The sequence below is a fragment of the Streptomyces sp. AMJ-169 genome, from assembly GCF_055597585.1.
Genome location: NZ_JBVLTJ010000003.1, coordinates 54,433 through 73,689 on the forward strand (window position 1 = coordinate 54,433; position 19,257 = coordinate 73,689).

Sequence of the window (19,257 nt, forward strand, 5' to 3'; positions counted from 1 at the left end):
CCGCCGGGCCCGGCTCCTTGGAGGAGACAGCTGCCATGAGCAAGTTCGCCATCGTCGGGATCTCGTGTCTGTTCCCCGGCGCCACCACGCCGGATGAGTTCCGGCGCAATCTCCGGGCCGGCACGGACAGCCGCCACGAGGGCGGCCCCGAGGTGTTCGGGACGCCGCCCGCCGCGCGGGACGCCGACCCCCGGCATCAACTCACCTCGCGCCGGGGCGGGTTCGTCACCGACTTCGCCTTCGACCCGGCCGGCTATCTGCTGGCCGAGGACCAACTGGCGGGCCTGGACCGGATCTTCCACTGGTCGATGTACGCGGCCCGTGAGGCGCTGCGGGACTGCGGGCTCGACGGCCGGCCCGAGGTGCTGGCCCGCACCGGTCTGGTCATGGGCAACTACTCGTTCCCCACGCCGACTTCGGCCCAGGTGAGCGTGCCGCTGGCGCAGGAGGCGGTGCTCGCCGGACTGCGCCGCGCGGGCCTGGGCGCCCTGGACGTACGGCCGTTGGCCGACCGGGGTGCGATCGTCCCCGAGAATCTGCGGGTCAGCGGCTCCCCGGCCGCCGTCACCGCCGCCGCGCTCGGGCTCGGCGGGCCGCGCTACTGCCTGGACGCGGCCTGCTCGTCGGCGCTGTACGCGCTGAGCCTGGCCTGCGGTCACCTCGCCTCCGGGCGCGCGGACGTCGTCCTCGCGGGCGCCGTCTGCGCCCCCGACCCGACCCTGATCCACCTGTCCTTCTCCGACCTGCACGCCTACCCGCAGGACGGCTTCAGCCAGCCTTTCGACCAGCGCTCGGGCGGTATCGTCACCGGTCAGGGAGCCGGCATGGTCGCGGTGAAGCGGCTCGCGGACGCCCTGCGCGACGGCGACCGCGTCCACGCGGTGATCGACGGGATCGGGCTGTCCAACGACGGCGCGGGGCGGCATCCGCTGGTGCCGAACAAGAGCGGTCAACTGGACGCGCTCCAAAGGGCGTACGCGAACGCCGGGGTGGACCCGGCCGCCGTCGACTACCTCGAGTGCCACGCCACCGGCACCCCCATCGGGGACACCACCGAGGCGGAGTCCGTCGCGGAGTTCTTCGGCGGGCACGGCAAGGTGCCGCTGTACGGCTCGGTCAAGGGCAACGTCGGGCATCTACTGACCGTGGGCGGGCTGAGCAGCCTGCTCAAGGTCGTGCTGGCCATGGAGGACGGGGTGATCCCGCCGACGGTCGGGGTCACTGAGCCGGTGCGGTCCGCCGACGGGAAGGTCGGCGGGGAGACGCTGGTGCGGTCGGCGCGGGCGTGGCCGGAGGGGGCCGGGGTCCGGCGGGCTGCGGTGTCGGCGTTCGGGTTCGGGGGGACCAACGCGCATGTGGTGCTGTCGAGTTCGGGGGCATTGGATGCTTCGGGGGGCTCGGGTGCTTCGGGTGCTTCGGGGGTCTCTGGCGGCTCGGGTGCTTCGGATGCCTCCGGTGCCAGCGACTCGTCCGACCGCGCCGGGGGTCGGGGTGCCGGCGACTCGTCCGACCGCGCCGAACTCCCCGCCCTGGACATCGTCGGACTCGGCGCGCACTTCGGCTCCCTGGAGACCGTCGACGCCTTCGAACTCGCCCTGCACAGCGGTGAGTCCGTGTTGCGGGAGCTGCCCGAGCGGCGCTGGCGGGGGCTGGACCGGACCGACGGGGGCACGCTGGAGGCGGCCGGACTGACCGCTCCCCGGGGCGCGTTCGTCGACGGCGTGGAGGTCGACCCGGCCGAACTCCGGGTCCCCCCGGCCGACTTGCGGATCTACAACCCGCAGCACGCGCTGGTCACGAAGGTCGCCGACGAGGCGCTGCGCGACGCCGGGTTCCGGCTCGGCGCCACCGCCCGCAGCACCCCCGACCCGCGCCGGGTCGCCGTGCTCGTCGTCGCCGAGCTGGAGCCGTACACCCACGCCCGGCTCAGCCGGTACGGGCTCGGCACCTTCCTGCGTGCCGAACTCGACCGCGCGGGCGTGGAGTTGACGCAGGAGCAGCGGGCGGCGGTCAACGAGGTCGCGCGGGACGCGGTCGTCGATCCGATCGGCGCCAACGAGGTCCTCAGCTACATCGGCAATGTCATGGCCGGCCGGATCTCCTCGCGCTGGAACCTGACCGGCCCTTCGTTCACCCTGTCCGCCGAGGGCGCGGGCACGGCCGAGGCGCTGGAGGTCGCGCGGCTTCTGCTGCTCGACCCCGACCTGGAGGCGGTGCTGATCGGCGCCGTCGATCTGGCGGGGGCGGCGGAGACGCTGCTGGCCTGCGGTGTCCCTGCGGCCGAGGCCGGACTGTCCTTCGGCGAAGGGGAGTTCGGCCGGGCGGTCGGCGAGGGCGCGGGCGCGCTGGTCGTGACGCGGCCGGACGCCGGGCTCGGGAAGGTGTACGCGCGCATCGGCGGCGTCGGGGTCCGGTACGCCGGCCCCGACCCGCTGGCCGAGGCGGCACGGTCCGCCCTGGCCGAGGCGGGGGTGGCCGCCGCAGAGGTGGGGTACCTGGAAGCACACGCGGGCGGGACCGCGGAGGCGGACCTGGCGGAACTCGGGGCGCTGGCGGGGGTGTACGGGGCCGCGGGCTCTTCGCTCACCGGCGACTCCGCGCGCACCGGCAGCCTTTCGGGCACGGGCAACTCCGCGCGCACCGAGGGCACTTCAAGCACCGACGCCTTCTCTGCCGCAGAGGGCTCGTCACACACCGCCGCCCCCTCGTCCCCAAACTCCCCTGCCCCAACCCCCCGCACCGCTCTCGGCAGCGCCAAGTCCCACCTCGGTGACGTAGGTTGTGCCGCCGGAATGGCAGGCCTCCTGCGCGCGGTCCTCGCCGTCCGGCACGCCTGTCTCCCCGGTACCCCCGGCTGGAAGCGCCCCGCCGCGCATCTCGCCGGCCTCTTCGAGCGGTCCGCCCTCTACGTCCCCGACGCCTCCCGGCCCTGGCTGCGTGAGCGGTCCGGCGGGCGGCGGCACGCGGCCGTCGACATCGTCGGCGCGAACGGCTCGCACGCGCACGTCGTCCTCTCGTCGGTCCCGGAGGCGGAGCGTCCCCGTCCCGCCGCCGACTGGTACCGCGCGGACGGCCCCGTCCTGCTGGCGCTCGGCGCGGACACCCCCAACGGGCTGCCCAAGGAGGCCGAGCGGCACTGGGCGCTGCTCCAAAGCGGCGCCGACCCGAGGGAGTTGGCCCGCGAGGCCGCCCGTAACCTCGGCGCCGCACGGGTCGTACTCGTCGGCAAGAACCGTGAAACCCTGCTGAAGCAGCTGGAGTTGGCGGTCCGGGATCTGCCGGGGGCGCTGGCGGAGGGCAAGGAGTGGGCGACGCCCGCCGGTTCCTTCTTCACGCCCCGGCCGATCGGGGCCGGCGGGAAGGTCGCGCTGGTCTACCCGGGCGCGTTCAACAGCTACCCGGGCCTGGGCGCCGACCTGTTCCGCGCGTTCCCCGGTCTGCTGGACCGCTTCGAGGAGCAGGCCGCCGAACCGGCGCGGCTGCTGCGCTCGGCGCTGCTGTACCCCCGCATCCGCGAGGCGCTGGACCGGCGCGCGCTGATGGAGCTGGAGGAGCGGCTGGGCGGCGACGTGCCGTTCATGCTGGCGACGGGGACGAGCTTCTCGATCCTCTACACCGCGCTCGTCAGGGACGTCCTCAAGGTCGGGGTGCACGGCGGCTTCGGCTACAGCCTCGGCGAGTCGAGCATGCTGTTCTCGACCGGCGGCTGGGACGCGTCCGGCCGCAGCGACGCGCTGATCAGCGACAGCCCCGTCTTCCAGGACCGGCTGTGCGGCCCCCGCCGTACGGTGCGCGAGGCGTGGGGGCTCGCCGAGGACACCCCGGACCAGAAGGTGTGGTCCTCCCATGTCCTGCTGTCCCCGGACGCCCCGGTCCGCGAGGCCCTGGCCCGCTACGACCGCGTCCACCTCACCCACGTCAACACGCCGCGCGAACTCGTCATCGCGGGTGATCCCGAGCAGTGCAGGGCGCTGATCGCGGAACTCGGCTGCCCGGCCGCGCGTTCACCTGTCAACGTAGTGATGCACTGCCCGGTCGTCGATCCCGAGCTGGACGGCCTGGCCCGGATGAACGACTACCCGATCGGCGACTTCGGCGACCTGGAGCTGTTCAGCGCGTACGACTACCTGCCCCTGCCCGCCGCGAAACTCCCCGAGTCGCCGCGCCGCATCGCCCACACGCTGCGCTCGGAGATCGACTTCCCGCGCCTGGTCCACGCGGCCTACGACCAGGGGTACCGCTACTTCATCGAGGTCGGTCCCGGCGCGACCTGCTCCCGCTGGATCAAGGACACCCTCGGCGACCTGCCGCACGTCGCCGCCTGCGTCGACCGCAGAGGCGTCCCGGCGGCCACTCCGCTGGCCCACCTCGCGGCCCGCCTGGTCGCCCACGGCCTCCCGGTCGACCTCACGGCCCTCCTGGGCACCGCCCCCGCCGAGTCCGCACCCCGGCGACTGCCGAAGGTACGGGTCGGCCAGGGCGAGCCGATCCCGGACCGCATCGCCCGGGAGGCGGCACCGCTGCTGACTGCGGCGGGGGCCGCGACGGGGGCGAACGGGAACGCGGCGCACGCCGTGCCGCGCGCGAGCGCCGGCGTCGTATCCGGCGGCCCGGCGCACCAGGCTCCGGCTCACCCCGACGTCACCACCTCCGCGAGCCCGACGCACGCCGGTACCGGCGTCACGACCACCGTCCCCGCGAGCCCGGCACACGCCGGTCCCGGCGTCACGACCACCGTCCCCGCAAGCCCGGCACACGCCGGTCCCACCGTCACGACCACCGTCCCCGCAAGCCCGGCACACGCCGGTCCCACCATCACCACCACCGTCCCCGCAAGCCCGGCACATCCCGGTCCCGCCATCACCGCCCCGGTGGCACGCCCCTCCGCGGAGCGCCCCACCCCCATGAGCGCGACGCCCCCCGCTCCCCTCCCCACCCCCACCCTGTCCACCTCGCCGGAGGAGCCCGCCGACATGCCCGCCGATCCGACTCTGGAGCTCTCCGAGGTGATCACCTTCGACGGTGATCCGGTCATGGCCCTGCCCTGGGTCAGCCCGCCGCCGACGAACGCCGCCCAGCCCCCGGCCGCCCTCCCCTCAGCCACCGCGTTCCCGGCCGCCGGCCTCCCGGCCGCCGTGCCCCCGCCGTCCCCCCAGCCCCGGCCCGCCCAGCAGCCGGCCTCGGCCACCACCCCAGCCACCCCGGCCACCCCCGCCACACGCACCGGCACCGGCACCGCCCCCGCCCCCCGCGCCGCCGACCTCGTCCGCGACCTCCGCCGCGAGATGCTCTCCGCCCACAGCGTGGTCATGGAGACCCACCGAGTCCTCCAGCAGGCCACCCTGGAGCGAGCGGAGTCACTGCTCGACGGCACCCGCCCCACGCCACTCGCACCCCCTGCCACCAAGACCCCCGCCATCGCACCACCCCCCACCCCCCGCCCGGCGCTCGAGCCGACCGCCGTCATCCCGGCCCCGCCGGCCCCCCGCGACAAGAACGTCATCTGGGACGAACAAGACCTCCTGGAGTTCGCCACCGGCTCCGTAGCCACCCTCTTCGGCCCCGACTTCGCCGTCATCGACAGCTACAAAACCCGCGTCCGCCTCCCCGCACCCCCCTACCACTTCGTCACCCGAGTCACCGAACTCGACGCGGAGCCCGGGGTGTTGAGGCCCTCGAAGATCACCACCGAGTACGTCGTCCCGGAGGACGCCTGGTACGCGGTGGACGGCGGGGTCCCCCCGGCGGTGACCGTCGAGTCGGGACAGTGCGACCTCCTCCTGGTCAGCTACCTGGGCATCGACTTCCGCAACAAGGGCGAGCGCGTCTACCGGCTCCTCGACAGCTCGCTCATCTTCCAGGGCGGCCTGCCGACGGTCGGCCAGACGCTGCGCTACGAGATCTCGATCGACCGTTTCGTCCACCAGGGCGACACCACGATCTTCTTCTTCAGCTACGACTGCTTCGCCGACGGCGAGCTGATCCTCCAACTCCGCGACGCCTGCGCCGGGTTCTTCAGCCAGCGGGAGCTGGAGACGCCGCTCGGCGTGGTCTTCTCCGACAAGGACCGGGCCCGCCGCGCGGCGCTGCCGAAGGGCACGTTCAAGCCGCTGGCCTACGCCCGCAAGCACGAACTCGACGCCCGCGACCTGGAGTTGCTGGCGCAGGGCAGGCCGGGCGAGGTGTTCGGGCCCGACCACGCGCAGGACGAGGGCATCAACCCGGCGCTGCGGCTGCCCGATGCGCGGCTGCGGATGATCGACGAGGTAGCGATCGACCGCAAGGGCGGCCCCTGCGAACTGGGCCTGATCACGGCGGTGAAGCGGCTCCAGCCCGACGCCTGGTACTTCACCTGCCACTTCCCGGACGACCCGGTCCTGGCCGGCTCGCTGATCGCCGAGGGCGCCGTACAGCTGCTCCAGGTCTATCTGATGCATCAGGGCATGCATCTGACGTTGCCGGACGCGCGGTTCCAGACGGTCACCGGGCGCAAGATCGACGTACAGGTGCGCGGCCAGGTCACGCCGAAGGACGCCGAGATCCGGTACGAGCTGGAGGTCACCGAGCTGACGCTGCTGCCCCGGCCGACGGTCGTCGCGGACGTCCTCGTCTACCTGGGCGACAAGCCGGTCGTACGGATGCAGAACCTGGGCCTCCAGATCGTCGAGAAGCCGGGGACGCCGTACCGGCCCGAGGTCGGCGGGGTGCCGCGGTTCCTGGGGCGGCGCAACCGTAATGGCGAGGCCGCGATGATCAATGAGCTGCATCTGGCGCACTCCGCGAAGGGGTTGCTGGACATGGCGATGGGGCCGGAGTTCGAGATCTACCGCGACAGCCGGGCGCCCTACATCCCCAACGGGGACTTCCAGTTCGTCGACCGGGTCATGTCCCTCAAGGGCACGCGCGGCGAGCTGAGCCCGGGTGCGGAGATGGTCACCGAGTACGACTCCAACGACGACGCCTGGTACTACACGCAGAACTCCTCGCCGTACATGCCGAACTGCGTGTACATGGAGTCGTCGCTCCAGGCGGCGATCTTCCTGGGGTACTACCTGGGCGCGACGCTGAAGCAGCCCGAGGAGCAGTACGCCATCCGCAACCTGGACGGGCGGGCGACGCTGGTCAAGGACGTCGACCTGCGGGGCAGGACGATCCGGCACCACTCCAAGCTGCTGATGACAAGTGTCGTGTCGGGGGCGGTACTTCAGAACTTCTCGTACGAACTCTCCGCCGACGGCGAGGTGTTCTACACCGGCGAGTCGATGTTCGGGTACTTCAGCGACAAGGCGCTGTCGAACCAGGTCGGTCTCGACAGCGGTAAGTACAAGCCCACTTGGCTCGAAGAGGCGAGGCCCGAGGGCGTCAGGCGGATCGAACTCGGCGCGGGCGCACCAGCGTTCGAGGGCGAGGGTGAACTGCGGCTGCCCGGCGGGCGGTTCGACCTCGTGGACCGGCTCGACCTGGTCGCGGACGGCGGGCGGTTCGGGAAGGGGTACCTCAACGGGTTCCGCGATCTGCGGCCCGACGAGTGGTACTTCGACTGCCACTTCCACCGCGACCCGGTGATGCCCGGCTCGCTCGGTGTGGAGGCGATCCTTCAGGCGATGCGCCTGTTCGTCATGGACCAGGGCCTCGCGAAGGACCTGCCCAGCCCCCGGTTCGCGATGGCGACCGACGTCGAGACGGCCTGGAAGTACCGGGGCCAGATCCTGCGCCACGACCGGGAGTTGTTCTTCGACGTGCATGTGAAGGAGGTCCGTCAGGAGGCGGGCCGGCTGCTGCTGATCGCCGACGCGGACCTGTGGAAGCCGGGTCTGCGCATCTACGAACTCACCGACGTCGCCATCGAAGTCCGCCCCGGCACCGCCTCCCTCTGAAGCGCAGGAGCACATCCCCATGAGCACCACACAGCCCCCGCTCTCCTGGCACGGGACCGGGTACCCGAGCACCGACCCGGCGGGCGTCCACCAGGTCCTCGCCCAGGTCGAGCAGCCCTGTTTCATCGTCACCACCCCGCAGGGCATCGGCGCGGTCGCGGGCGGAAGCGTGACCCCTGCCAATTCAAGCGTCACCCCTGACAACTCGGGCACCGCTCCCGGCCATGAAAGCCCCGGCGTCCTGGCCGCCGCCCCCGCCCTCCCCCCGCAGCGCCTCGGCTCCGCCGCCTTCCGCGCCGCGCACCGCGTCGAGTACGCCTACATGGCGGGCGCGATGGCGGGCGGCATCGCCTCCGCCGACCTCGTGATCGCGCTGGCCCGGCAGGGTTTCCTCGCCTCCTTCGGCGCGGCAGGTCTGCTCCCGGAGCACATCGAGCGGACCCTCGCCCGGTTCGCGGCGGAGATCCCCGGTCTCCCGTTCGCCGTCAATCTGATCCACAGCCCGAGCGAGGAGCGCCTGGAGCGGGAGGCGGTCGAGCTGTTCCTGCGGCACGGGGTGCGGTGCGTGGAGGCGTCCGCGTTCCTCGGTCTCACCGCGCATCTGGTGCGCTACCGGCTGGCCGGGCTGCGCCGGGACGCGGCGGGCCGGGTGGTCGCGGACAACCGGGTCATCGCGAAGGTGTCGCGGGCGGAGACCGCCGAGCGGTTCATGCGGCCGGCGCCGACCGCGCTGGTCGAGGGGCTGCTGCGGGACGGTCTGATCACGCAGGAGCAGGCGCAGTTGGCGCATCTGCTGCCGCTGGCCGACGACATCACGGTGGAGGCCGACTCGGGCGGGCACACCGACCGCCGGCCGCTGCCCGCGCTGTTCCCGGTGATCCTGCGGGTGCGCGACCAGATCCAGCGCGAGCACCGCTACGCGACCCCGGTGCGGGTCGGCGCGGCGGGCGGGCTCGGTACGCCGACGGCGGTGGCGGCGGCCTTCGCGATGGGCGCCGCCTATGTCGTCACCGGCTCGGTCAACCAGGCCTGCCTGGAGTCCGGCACCTCCGCCACGGCCCGCGCGCTGCTCGCCCAGGCCGATGTCACGGACTGTGTGATGGCCCCGGCCGCCGACATGTTCGAGATGGGCGTGGAACTCCAAGTCCTGCGCCGGGGTTCGATGTTCGCGATGCGCGCCCAGCAGCTGTACCGGCTGTACCAGGCGTACGACGGCCTGGAGGCGCTGCCGGCCGAGGAGCGGGCGCGGCTGGAGACGCAGTTGTTCCGCCGGCCGCTGGAGGAGATCTGGCAGGAGTGCGTGGCGTACTTCTCCCGCCGTGACCCCGATCAGCTGGCGCGGGCCGCCGGTAATCCGAAGCGGCGGATGGCGCTGGTGTTCCGCTGGTATCTGGGGATGGCCTCGCGCTGGGCGGTCACGGGTGAGGCGGACCGGGCGGCGGACTACCAGATCTGGTGCGGCCCGGCGATGGGCAGCTTCAACGCGTGGGTGGCGGGCAGCTACCTGAGCACCCCGGAGAACCGGACCGTCGCCGACGTCGCGCAGCACCTGATGCGCGGCGCCGCCTTCCACACCCGTGTGGCGCAGCTGACGACCGCCGGTGTGAGCCTGCCGCCGTCGGCCGCCGACTACCTCCCGGTCCCGCTGGAGCCCGCCCTGACGGGGGCCGCCCGATGACGCCCGAGGACGTCGAGAAGCTCCTCGGCGACCCCAACTCCCCTGAGAATCCGTACGGGTTCGCCGCCGCCGTCGCCCGCGACGAGGCCGACGCCCACCCCGACGAGCTGTGCGCGGCGCTCGTCGGGGCCGGGTTCCACCTCAACTACCTGCCCCCGCAGTGGGGCGGGGCGCTGGAGGCGTTCGACCGCAGCATGACCCTGGTCCGTACGGCGGCCCGGCGGGACGTGAACGTCATGCCGGGCACGATGTTCAGCATCATCGCCGCGACCTGCCTCCAGCTGCACGGCAGCGAGGAGCAGCGCAAGAAGGTCGCGGACCTCCTGACCGGGGGCGGCGCGGTCGCGTACGCCCTGACGGAAGCCGCGCACGGCAGCGACCTCCTGACCAATGAAGTCCGGGTGGAAGACGGCAAGTTGTACGGCGAGAAGTGGCTCGTCGGCAACGGTCTGCGCGCCGAGGCCGTGTACGTCCTCGCCCGCACCGGCACGCGCGGTCCGGGCGCGTTCTCCGCGTATCTCCTGGACGCGGACGCCGAGGGCCTGGTCCGCGAGCCCGCGCCGTACGGCAACGGCATGCGGGGCGTGGAGCTGGCGCGGCTGCGTTTCGACGGGGTGGCGCTGCCTGAGGAGACGCTGGTCGGGAAGGCCGGCGAGGGTCTGGAGGTGACCGTCCTCGCGCAGCAGGCCGTGCGGCTGATGAGCATGGCCGGCAGTCTGGGCTGCGCCGACACCGCGCTGCGGCTGACTCTGGACTTCGCGGCGGAGCGCCGGGTCGGCGCGCTGCCGCTGGCCGAAACCCCTTACGCGCGGCGGGACTTGGCGGTCGCGTCGGCGGCGGCGCTGGCGGCGGACGCGGTCGCGCTGGCCGCCGCGCGGGGTGTGCACGTGGTGCCGGGCGCGTTCAGCGTGTGGGCGCTCGCGGCCAAGCACGTCGTCGCGGAGGCCACCGAGGACGTCGTCCGCCGCTGCGCCGCCGTCCTGGCGACGCGGGCGGTCCTGCGCGACGGGGTGTTCCAGAAGATCCAGCGCGATGTGTCGGTGATCCGCGTGATCGACGCGAGCCCGCTGGCCAACTTGCGGGCGTACGCGGGCCAGATCCCGGCGCTTGCGGTGCGCGAGAGCGCCGGCGGCCCCGACGCGCGGATCTTCGCCCTCGACGCGGAGCTGCCGCCGTACGATCCGACGCGGCTGGACCTCGTCGTGCGCGGCGCGGACCCGGTGCTGGGGCAACTCCCGGACGTGGACGAGCCGTTGGTGCGCGAGCTGGCCGAGGCCTTCGCCGGTCTGAAGGCGGAAGCCGCCGAGGTGCGCAAGCCGACCGCCGACCCCAACGCGCTGATCGACCTCGCGGAGCGGTACGCGTGGCTGCACGCCGCCGCCGTGTGCGTCCAACTCTGGTCGGCCAACAGTGAGTTGTACGGCCACCCCGGCTGGCTGCGGGCGGCGCTCGCCTATCTGCTGGCCCGTGCCGAGGGCACCGACCCCCGGCGGCGCGGCGCCGATCTGCTGCCCGCGCTGGAGGCGGTGTCCGGGCTGCGGGCGGACGGGCTGCTGTTCACCGCCACCCCTGTCCGGCTGAGCCCTGAGGAGAGCCGCTGATGCCCAAGGCCGATCTGACCGAGCTGGCGGTGCGGCTCGAAGCGCATCTCGGAGACCCGCACGACGCGGGCGGCCGGATGTCGTACCGCCAGGTCCTTGAGTACGACGAACGGGAGGTGTACCCCTACGACTTCGTGGGCGACCTGCGGGCGTGGGGGGTGCCGGAGTACGCGCTGCCGGGTGAGCAGGGCGGGCGTTCGGGGGACGTCGAGGCGGAGTTCAACCTGCTGCGGCTGGTGGCCCGGCGCGATCCGACCACGGCGACCGCGCTGATCATCACCAACCTCGGCTTCATGCCGCTGTGGGTGGCCGGCACGGACGAGCAGAAGCGCCGGATGGTCCACGACATCCTGCACGGCTACCGGCTGTCCTGGGGGCTGTCGGAGCGGGTGTACGGCAGTGATCTGCTGGCGAACGCGATGACCGCCGAGAAGGTCGAGGGCGGTTATGTGGTGAGCGGCGAGAAGTGGCTGATCGGCAACGCGACGTGGTCGGACGGGATGACGGCGCTCGTCCGCACCGGGGAGCGGCCGGGGCCCGCGGGGTTCTCGCTGTTCGTCCTGGACAAGCGGACCGCGCCGGCCGGCACGGTCACCGAACTGCCCCGCGAACAGCTGCACGGGCTGCGCGGGATGGACATCAGCGGGCTGCGCGTGGAGAAGCTGTTCGTGCCCGAGTCGGCGCGAATAGGCGCCGAGGGACAGGGACTTGAGATCGCGCTGAAGTCGACGCAGATCGCCCGCGCGCAGATCAGCTGCATGGCCATGTCGGCGGTCGACACCGGGCTGCGGCTGACCCTGGACTTCACCGAGGGCCGTATCCTGTTCGGCCGGCCGGTCAGCGACATCCCCTACAGCCGCCGTCAACTCACCGAGTGTTTCGCGGACTTGATGGTCGCGGACGCCGTGAGCCTGGGCGCCGTACGGGCGTTGCAGGTGGCGCCGGAGCAGGTGAGCATCGGTTCGTCGGTGGTGAAGTACTTCGTGCCGACGCTCCTCGAGCGCAGCATGTCCCAGCTGTCGGTGGTCCTGGGCGCCCGTTTCTTCCTGCGCGGCCACCCGCACTACGGGATGTTCCAGAAGCTGATGCGCGACCTGCTGGTGGCGAACTTCGCCGACGGCAACACGGTCGTGAACCTGCGCAACCTGGGCCAGCAGCTGCGGTCGTTGCTGGCGACGGCGCTGGAGACCCCGGCGGACGCCCCGCTCCGGGACACGGCCCGGGAGCGGGCGGCGGTCCTGTACGGCATCACGCGGCACATGCCGGTGTACGAGCCGTGGCGGCAGGAGCTGTCCAGCCGGGGCCGTGACGACACCGTGCTGGCGGCGCCGCACGGGATCGAGGAGCTGCGGGAGCTGGCGGAGGACGCGCAGGGCGACGAACGGGGGCGGCGGCTGCGGGCGGCGGACGTCGCCGAGGAGCTGCTGGCCCACCTCGGCTCGGTGAACACGCGCTGCGAGGAGCTGAAGGCGCGGCTGGGCCGGGAGTTCGCGCAGTGCGCCGAACTGTTCGACCTGGCCAAGGAGTACTGCGTCGTGCACGCCGCCGCCGCGTCCGTGCTGACCTTCGTCCACTCCTACTACGCGCTGGAGGACCCGCTGCCCAGCGGGGCCGTCCTGCTGCTTCAACTGGAGCGGCTGCGGCGCCTGTTGAAACCGTACGAGGCGGTCACCGACCAGAGCGACATCGACGAGGTGATGCGGGTGCTGCGCGGTTTCCACCAGGGCGACCGGCTCTTCTCGTACTGGCAGTTCCCGATCGCGGCGCGCACGCTCGACGCGTCCGCCGTCCGCCACTGATGGCGCTCTCCGACGCGGGGCCGCCGGCCGTCGACCTGTGGACGCTCCCCGAGCAGCGGGTGGCCCAACTGTCGGCCCGTATGGGCGGGTTGGAGCTGCTGGCGGCCGAGGAACGGGCGCGGTACGAGCGGCTGCGGCGGCCCGATTCGCGGCGGCGGTTCCTCGGGGGGCGGCTGCTGAGCCGGCTCGCGCTGAGCAGCCTGACCCAACTGCCGCTGGACGGCTGGGAGTTCCGGCTGACGCGGTACGGGCGGCCCGAGCCGAGCCCGGACCGCGGGCTGCGGTTCAACCTCTCGCACACGGGCGGGATGATCGTGTGCGTGGCCGCCCGGGGGCACGGCTGCGGGGTGGACGTGGAGCGCGTCCCCTTCGACCCCGTCAAGTCCCGTCACATCAGCGCCTATTTCGACAAGGACGACCGCTTCACGGCGCCCGGGCTCGGCCCTGCCGAACGCTGGCTGCTGACCGAGGCCTACCTCAAGGGGCTCGGCGTCGGGCTGGCCGACGGGCCCGGCGGGCTGCGCTTCCGGCGGGGCGGCGGCGGCCGGTTCACCGTCTCCGACCGGCGCCGGCCCGGCACTTCGGCGCGGTGGCGGCTGACGCTGCTGCGCCCCTCCCCCGGCCACCTGATCGCCGTGGCCACCGACGGCGACGCGAACGTGCGCCTGCACGAACCGAGTTGGGGCCAACGCCCCGCAGGACACATCACCACACCCCCCTCCCGGAAAGAAGACCTGTCATGCCCCAGCACCCCCCGTTGAACGTCGCCGTCATCGGCGCCGGCCCCTCCGGCCTCTCCGCCGCCTACCACCTGCGCGACCACGCCCGCATCACCCTCTTCGAGCGCGAGCCGCGCCCCGGCGGCCACGCCAACACGGTCGAGGTCGAGGAGAACGGCCGCACGATCGGCCTGGACACGGCGTTCATCGTCTTCAACCGCCGTTTCTACCCGCGGTTGACCGGCTTCTTCGACGAGGTCGGCGTGGAGGCGAAGGCCCACCCCGGCGGCTTCACGTTCTTCGACCAGGACAGCGGCCTGGAGTTCGGCACCGAGGAACTGGAGTGGGACGAGGAGGCGATCGACGCCCGCTACGGCGCCGAGCACCCGGAGTTCCCGCTGGTCCGGCGGGAGGCGCGGCGCTTCCACGAGGAGAGCCGGCGGGACTTCGTGCGCGGCCGGGCCGACATGTCGATGGGTGAGTACCTCGACGCGAACGGCTACAGCCAGGAGTTCCGCCACTCCTTCCTGATCATGCTGTGCTCGGCCGTCTGGTCGGTGCCGGCGGAGCTGATCTGGGAGATGCCGGCCGCGACCGTGATCGCGTTCTTCGTCGGCCATGACGAGGGCGGTCTCGGCGGGCGCCGCGTCGACTGGCGCACGGTGGGCGGCGGTTCGATCTCCTACGTCCGCAAGGCCCTCGCGGCGGTCAGCCCCGACCTGCGGCTGTCGTCCCCGGCGACGGCGGTGCGCCAGGAGGCGGACGGCGTGTACGTCACCACCGCGGCCGGCACCGAGAGGTTCGACTACGCGGTCCTCGCGACCCACGCCGACGAGGCGTACGCCCTGCTGGAGAACCCCTCGGACGCCCAGCGCGCGGCCGTGGAGAACGTCCGCTACAGCGCGTCCAAGGTGATCCTGCACAGCGACCCGTCGCTGATGCCGGCCGCCGAGAAGGCGTGGCTGGCCTGGAACTACGGCAAGGTCCAGGTGGACGGGGGCACGCACTGCTTCGTCACGTACTACCTGAACAAGCTCCAGGACTTCGACGCCGAGCGCGACTACTTCGTCACCCTGGACCCGCCCGGCCCGGTCGACCCGGCCGCGCTCATCGCCGAGTTCGACTACACCCACCCGATCATCGACATGGGGCTGCGCGAGAGGCAGTCGGTGATCTACGACGCGAACAAGGGGGGCCGGGTGAAGCTGGCGGGCTCGTACTTCCACTCGCCGCAGCTCGGGCCCGACCAGATCGGCTCGCACGAGGCGGCGTTCTCGTCGGGCGCGGAGGCGGCGGCCCAGCTGATCCGGGAGCTGGAGGCCTAGGCCGGCGGTCCCTTGTAGCGGTGGGCGGACTCGTTCTCCTGGGCCATGCGGCGCAGCGCGAGCAGGGCCGGTTCCAGCAGGACGGTGAGCAGGAGGGCGCGTTCCGCCTGTTCCAACGGGTCCTCGATGTCGTCCAGTTGGTCGAGGTCGAGGACCGCGGTCCGTTCGGCGAGGCGGGCGTAGGGCAGCAGGCGGCGCCAGTCGACGGGGGCGCCGAGGGAGCGCAGGGAGGCGAGGGTCTCGGCGAGGGCGGTCCGGGCGGGCGCCGCCTCGTGGACCTTCCAGCCGAGCTGTCCGACGAGGGCGTCGACCTCGGCGGCCTCGGGTTCCTCGGCGGCGGGCTCGCCGGCGAAGCGGATGGCGCCCAGGGTGAGGCCGAGCAGGATGTGCAGGTCGTCGGTGCGCTCGGCGAGGGCGTCGAGGAGTTCCCGGGTGGTGCTGACCGACAGGCCGCGTACGCCGATGAGGGCCCGGATCAGCCGGAGCCTGCGCAGGTGCTGGTCGTCGTACTCGGCCTGGGTCGCGGAGGTCTGGCGGCCCGGGGGGAGGAGGCCTTCGCGCAGGTAGTACTTGATCGTCGTGACGGAGACGCCGCTGCGGCGGCTCAGCTCGGACATGCGCATCGGTTCGGCCCCGCTCTTGCCTCGACAATTGGATACCTCTACTGTCTAACATGGATAGTGAAGGTATCCAATACTGGCCCGCCCGATCCGGGCCGTCTCGTGCCGCCCTTTCGAAGAAAGCCGCCCGCCATGCCCACCCTGCGCTGGACCTCCGACACCCCGCCCGCCCCGGACGCCGAGGCCTTCGTCATGGCGTCCCGTCTGGAAGTGCGCGGACTTTCCGACGTGCCCCGCTTCTTCGCCAAGTCGCTGGCGGCGTGGAAGCAGGTCAGGAGCGCGCCGGGCGCGTACTCCGCGTCGCTGATCGCCGAGCCGTTCAAGGGCGTGTTCTGGACCCTGTCGGCCTGGGAGGACAAGGACGCGCTGTACCGGTACGCCCGCGCGGAGCCGCACAAGTCGGTGATGACGGGGCTGCGATCTTCGATGAAGCGGTCGGTCTTCACCTTCTGGCAGGCCCCGGCGGCCGGGCTCGCCCTCGACTGGGCGGACGCGAAGCGCCGGCTGGCGAAGGCCGCGCAGGACAGCCCCAGCTGACCCCCGTACACCCACCCTCACCAGGAGAAACACCGTCATGACCCTGTCCGAAGAGAGCGCGGTCGCCGAGGAGCCGGCGGCGCCGCCCGCGCCGGCCGACCAGGGCCGTCGTATCCCCCTCTGGCTCGCGATCGTCGCGGCGTCCGTGCCGATGTTCATGGTCGCGCTCGACAACCTCGTCGTCTCCACGGCGCTGCACACGCTGGCCGTGGACCTGAAGGCGGACACGCAGCAGTTGCAGTGGTTCGTGAACGCCTATGTGCTGAGCTTCGCGTGTCTGCTGATGACCGGAGCCGCGCTCGGTGACCGGTTCGGGCGGCGGCGGGTGTTCGTCGCCGGGATCGCGCTGTTCACGCTCTCCTCGATCGGCTGCGGGCTCGCCGACACCAGCGCGCAGCTGATCACGTTCCGGGTGATCCAGGGCGTCGGCGGCGCCGCGGTGATGCCGCTGTCGCTGACGCTGCTGTCGCAGGCGGTGCCGGAGCGGCTGCGCGGGATGGCGCTGGGCGTGTGGTCCGGGGTGAGCGGGCTCGCGGTCGCGATGGGCCCGGTGGTCGGCGGCGCGGTCGTCGACGGTCTGGACTGGCGGTGGATCTTCTGGATCAACGTGCCGGTGTGCGTCGTGGCGATCCCGCTGGTGCTGTTCGCGCTGAAGGAGAGCTCGCTGCCGGGGGTGCGGCTCGACCTGGCCGGCATGCTGCTCGCGGCGGGCGGGCTGTGCGCGGTGGTGTGGGGCATCGTGAACGGCGAGGCGGACGGCTGGACGTCGGCGAAGGTGCTCGGCGCGTTCGTGGCCGGGGCGGTGCTGCTGGCGGGGTTCGTTTACTGGGAGTCGCGCACCGAGCAGCCGATGCTGCCGCTGTCGTTCTACAAGGTGCGCGCGTTCACGCTGACCAACGTGGTGTCGGCGGCGATGTACTTCGGGGTGTTCGGCTCGCTGTTCCTGCTCGCGCAGTACCTCCAGATCGTGCCGCAGCGCACGCCGCTGGAGGCCGGGGTGCGCACTCTGGCGTGGACGCTGATGCCGATGTTCGTGGCGCCGGTGGCCGGCATCCTCTCCGACAAGGTCGGCGGCGGGCGGCTGATGGCGCTGGGGCTGTTCCTCCAGGGCGTCGGCCTCGGCTGGATCAACCTCTTCGCGGGCACCGACACGGAGTACTCGTCACTGGTCGGGCCGATGATCGTGGCCGGTGTCGGCATGGGCTTCGTCTTCGCGCCGACGGCGGCCGTCGTGCTCGGCTCGGTGCACAAGGAGTTCGCGGGCAAGGCGTCGGGCGCCAACAACACGGTCCGTGAGATCGGCGGCGCGCTCGGGATCGCCGTACTGAGCACGGTGTTCGTCGCTCATGGCAGCACGCGGAGTCCGCAGGAGTTCGTGGACGGGCTGCATCCGGCCGTGTGGGTCGGGGTCGCGGTCGTGTTCGCGGGGGCCGTGGCGGCGCTCGGGATCCCGAAGAAGGTGCGGCCCGGCGCGTAAGGCTTCCTCTCCCCCGACCGGCGGTCGGGACCGACACCCTTTGATCCCCCGTCAAGGGTGTCGGTCCCGGCCGTCTCGCATACTTATGCGAACGCCGGGTTAGCATATGAGCGCTGCCTAGCTCGAAAGAGAGCGCTTGTGACTGTCAACGAGGACTCGTTCACCAACTGGAAGAACCGCGAGGAGATCGCGGAGTCGATGATCCCGATCATCGGGAAGCTGCACCGTGAGCGGGACGTGACCGTCCTCGTCCACAGCCGCTCCCTGGTCAACAAGTCGGTCGTCAGCATCCTCAAAACCCACCGGTTCGCCCGGCAGATCGCGGGCGAGGAGCTGTCGGTCACCGAGACGATGCCGTTCCTGCGCGCGCTCACGACGCTCGACCTCGGCCCGGCGCAGATCGACATCGGCATGCTGGCCGCGCTCCACCGCACGGATGAACGCGGCCTGACCGTCCAGGAGTTCACGGCCGACGCGGTGGCGGGCGCGACCGGCGCCAACAAGATCGAGCGGGGCGTCGGACGCGATGTGGTCCTGTACGGCTTCGGCCGCATCGGACGGCTCGTGGCCCGGCTGCTGATCGAGAAGTCCGGTTCGGGCAACGGCCTTCGGCTGCGCGCGATCGTCGTGCGCGGCGGCGGCGACGGCGACCTGGTGAAGCGGGCCTCGCTGCTGCGCCGGGACTCCATCCACGGCCAGTTCCACGGCACGATCACCGTCGACGAGACGGGCGGCACGATCACCGCCAACGGCAACGAGATCAAGGTGATCTACGCGAACGACCCCTCCGAGGTCGACTACACCGCGTACGGGATCTCCGACGCGATCCTCATCGACAACACCGGCAAGTGGCGTGACCGCGAAGGGCTTTCGCGGCATCTGCGGCCCGGGGTCGCCAAGGTCGTGCTCACCGCGCCCGGCAAGGGCGACGTCCCCAACATCGTGCACGGCGTCAACCACCACACCATCAAGCCCGACGAGCAGGTGCTGTCCTGCGCGTCCTGCACGACCAACGCGATCGTGCCGCCGCTGAAGGCGATGGACGACGCGTTCGGGGTGCGGCGCGGGCACGTCGAGACCGTGCACTCCTTCACCAACGACCAGAACCTGCTGGACAATTACCACAAGTCGGAGCGGCGGGGCCGGTCCGCGCCGCTCAACATGGTGATCACGGAGACCGGCGCGGCCTCGGCCGTCCAGAAGGCGCTGCCCGACCTCCGGGCGCGGATCACGGGCAGCTCGATCCGCGTCCCCGTCCCGGACGTGTCGATCGCGATCCTCAACCTCCAGCTCTCCCGGGAGGCTTCGCGCGAGGAGGTGCACGACTATCTGCGCGAGGTGTCGCTGACCTCGCCGCTGAAGCGGCAGATCGACTTCACGACCGCCCCGGACGCCGTCTCCAGCGACTTCATCGGCTCGCGGCACGCCTCGATCGTGGACGCGGGGGCGCTGAAGGTGGAGGGCGACAACGCGATCCTGTACCTCTGGTACGACAACGAGTTCGGGTACTCCTGCCAGGTCGTGCGGGTCGTGCAGCACGTGTCCGGGGTGGAGTACCCGACGTATCCGGCGCCGGCCGTCTGAGTCGGCTCTCCGAGCGGGGCGCTCTCTTTGAACGGGGCCG

At 72.1% G+C, this 19,257-nt stretch carries 10 protein-coding genes; 9 read left to right on the forward strand and 1 reads right to left on the reverse strand.

What is annotated here, in order from left to right; translation table 11 throughout:
* Positions 1 to 35 precede the first annotated feature (35 nt).
* The 6 genes from ACYUD3_RS08585 to ACYUD3_RS08610 are packed head-to-tail and all read left to right on the forward strand — an operon-like array spanning position 36 to position 14,999.
* Complete coding sequence (locus ACYUD3_RS08585) at positions 36 to 7,877, forward strand: beta-ketoacyl synthase N-terminal-like domain-containing protein (protein ID WP_470966211.1); 7,842 nt, start codon at positions 36 to 38, stop codon at positions 7,875 to 7,877.
* A 19-nt stretch (positions 7,878 to 7,896) separates the two neighbouring features.
* Positions 7,897 to 9,555 carry a PfaD family polyunsaturated fatty acid/polyketide biosynthesis protein gene (locus ACYUD3_RS08590; protein ID WP_470966213.1) on the forward strand — a complete coding sequence of 553 codons (1,659 nt, stop codon included), beginning with the start codon at positions 7,897 to 7,899 and terminating at the stop codon, positions 9,553 to 9,555.
* Positions 9,552 to 11,156: an acyl-CoA dehydrogenase gene (locus tag ACYUD3_RS08595; RefSeq protein ID WP_470966216.1), complete on the forward strand. Its 1,605-nt coding sequence runs from the start codon at positions 9,552 to 9,554 to the stop codon at positions 11,154 to 11,156. The genes ACYUD3_RS08590 and ACYUD3_RS08595 overlap by 4 nt, the downstream gene beginning before the upstream one ends.
* The gene (locus tag ACYUD3_RS08600; RefSeq protein WP_470966219.1) at positions 11,156 to 12,955 is read left to right on the forward strand and encodes an acyl-CoA dehydrogenase family protein; all 1,800 of its coding nucleotides are present in this window, start codon (positions 11,156 to 11,158) and stop codon (positions 12,953 to 12,955) included. The genes ACYUD3_RS08595 and ACYUD3_RS08600 overlap by 1 nt, the downstream gene beginning before the upstream one ends.
* Entirely contained in the window at positions 12,955 to 13,716 is a 762-nt protein-coding gene (locus ACYUD3_RS08605; RefSeq protein ID WP_470966222.1) for a 4'-phosphopantetheinyl transferase family protein, read from the forward strand. Before ACYUD3_RS08600 ends, ACYUD3_RS08605 begins: the two co-directional genes overlap by 1 nt.
* Complete coding sequence (locus ACYUD3_RS08610) at positions 13,695 to 14,999, forward strand: NAD(P)/FAD-dependent oxidoreductase (RefSeq protein ID WP_470966224.1); 1,305 nt, start codon at positions 13,695 to 13,697, stop codon at positions 14,997 to 14,999. The genes ACYUD3_RS08605 and ACYUD3_RS08610 overlap by 22 nt, the downstream gene beginning before the upstream one ends.
* Here the strand turns inward: ACYUD3_RS08610 and ACYUD3_RS08615 are convergent.
* On the reverse strand, positions 14,996 to 15,622 hold the full coding sequence (locus tag ACYUD3_RS08615; protein WP_470966227.1) for a MerR family transcriptional regulator: 627 nt from the start codon (positions 15,620 to 15,622) through the stop codon (positions 14,996 to 14,998). The two genes, ACYUD3_RS08610 and ACYUD3_RS08615, sit on opposite strands and share 4 nt — an antisense overlap.
* Before the next feature lie 129 nt (positions 15,623 to 15,751).
* Here ACYUD3_RS08615 and ACYUD3_RS08620 point away from each other — a divergent pair, with 129 nt between their 5' ends.
* The 3 genes from ACYUD3_RS08620 (at position 15,752) to ACYUD3_RS08630 (ending at position 19,217) form a co-directional block, all read left to right on the forward strand.
* On the forward strand, positions 15,752 to 16,156 hold the full coding sequence (locus ACYUD3_RS08620) for a DUF3291 domain-containing protein (protein WP_470966229.1): 405 nt from the start codon (positions 15,752 to 15,754) through the stop codon (positions 16,154 to 16,156).
* A 37-nt stretch (positions 16,157 to 16,193) separates the two neighbouring features.
* Positions 16,194 to 17,633 (forward strand): MFS transporter, encoded by a 1,440-nt coding sequence (locus ACYUD3_RS08625; protein WP_470966231.1) that lies wholly within the window; start codon positions 16,194 to 16,196, stop codon positions 17,631 to 17,633.
* Between the two features lie 138 nt (positions 17,634 to 17,771).
* Positions 17,772 to 19,217 carry a glyceraldehyde-3-phosphate dehydrogenase gene (locus ACYUD3_RS08630; protein ID WP_470966234.1) on the forward strand — a complete coding sequence of 482 codons (1,446 nt, stop codon included), beginning with the start codon at positions 17,772 to 17,774 and terminating at the stop codon, positions 19,215 to 19,217.
* Positions 19,218 to 19,257 lie beyond the last annotated feature (40 nt).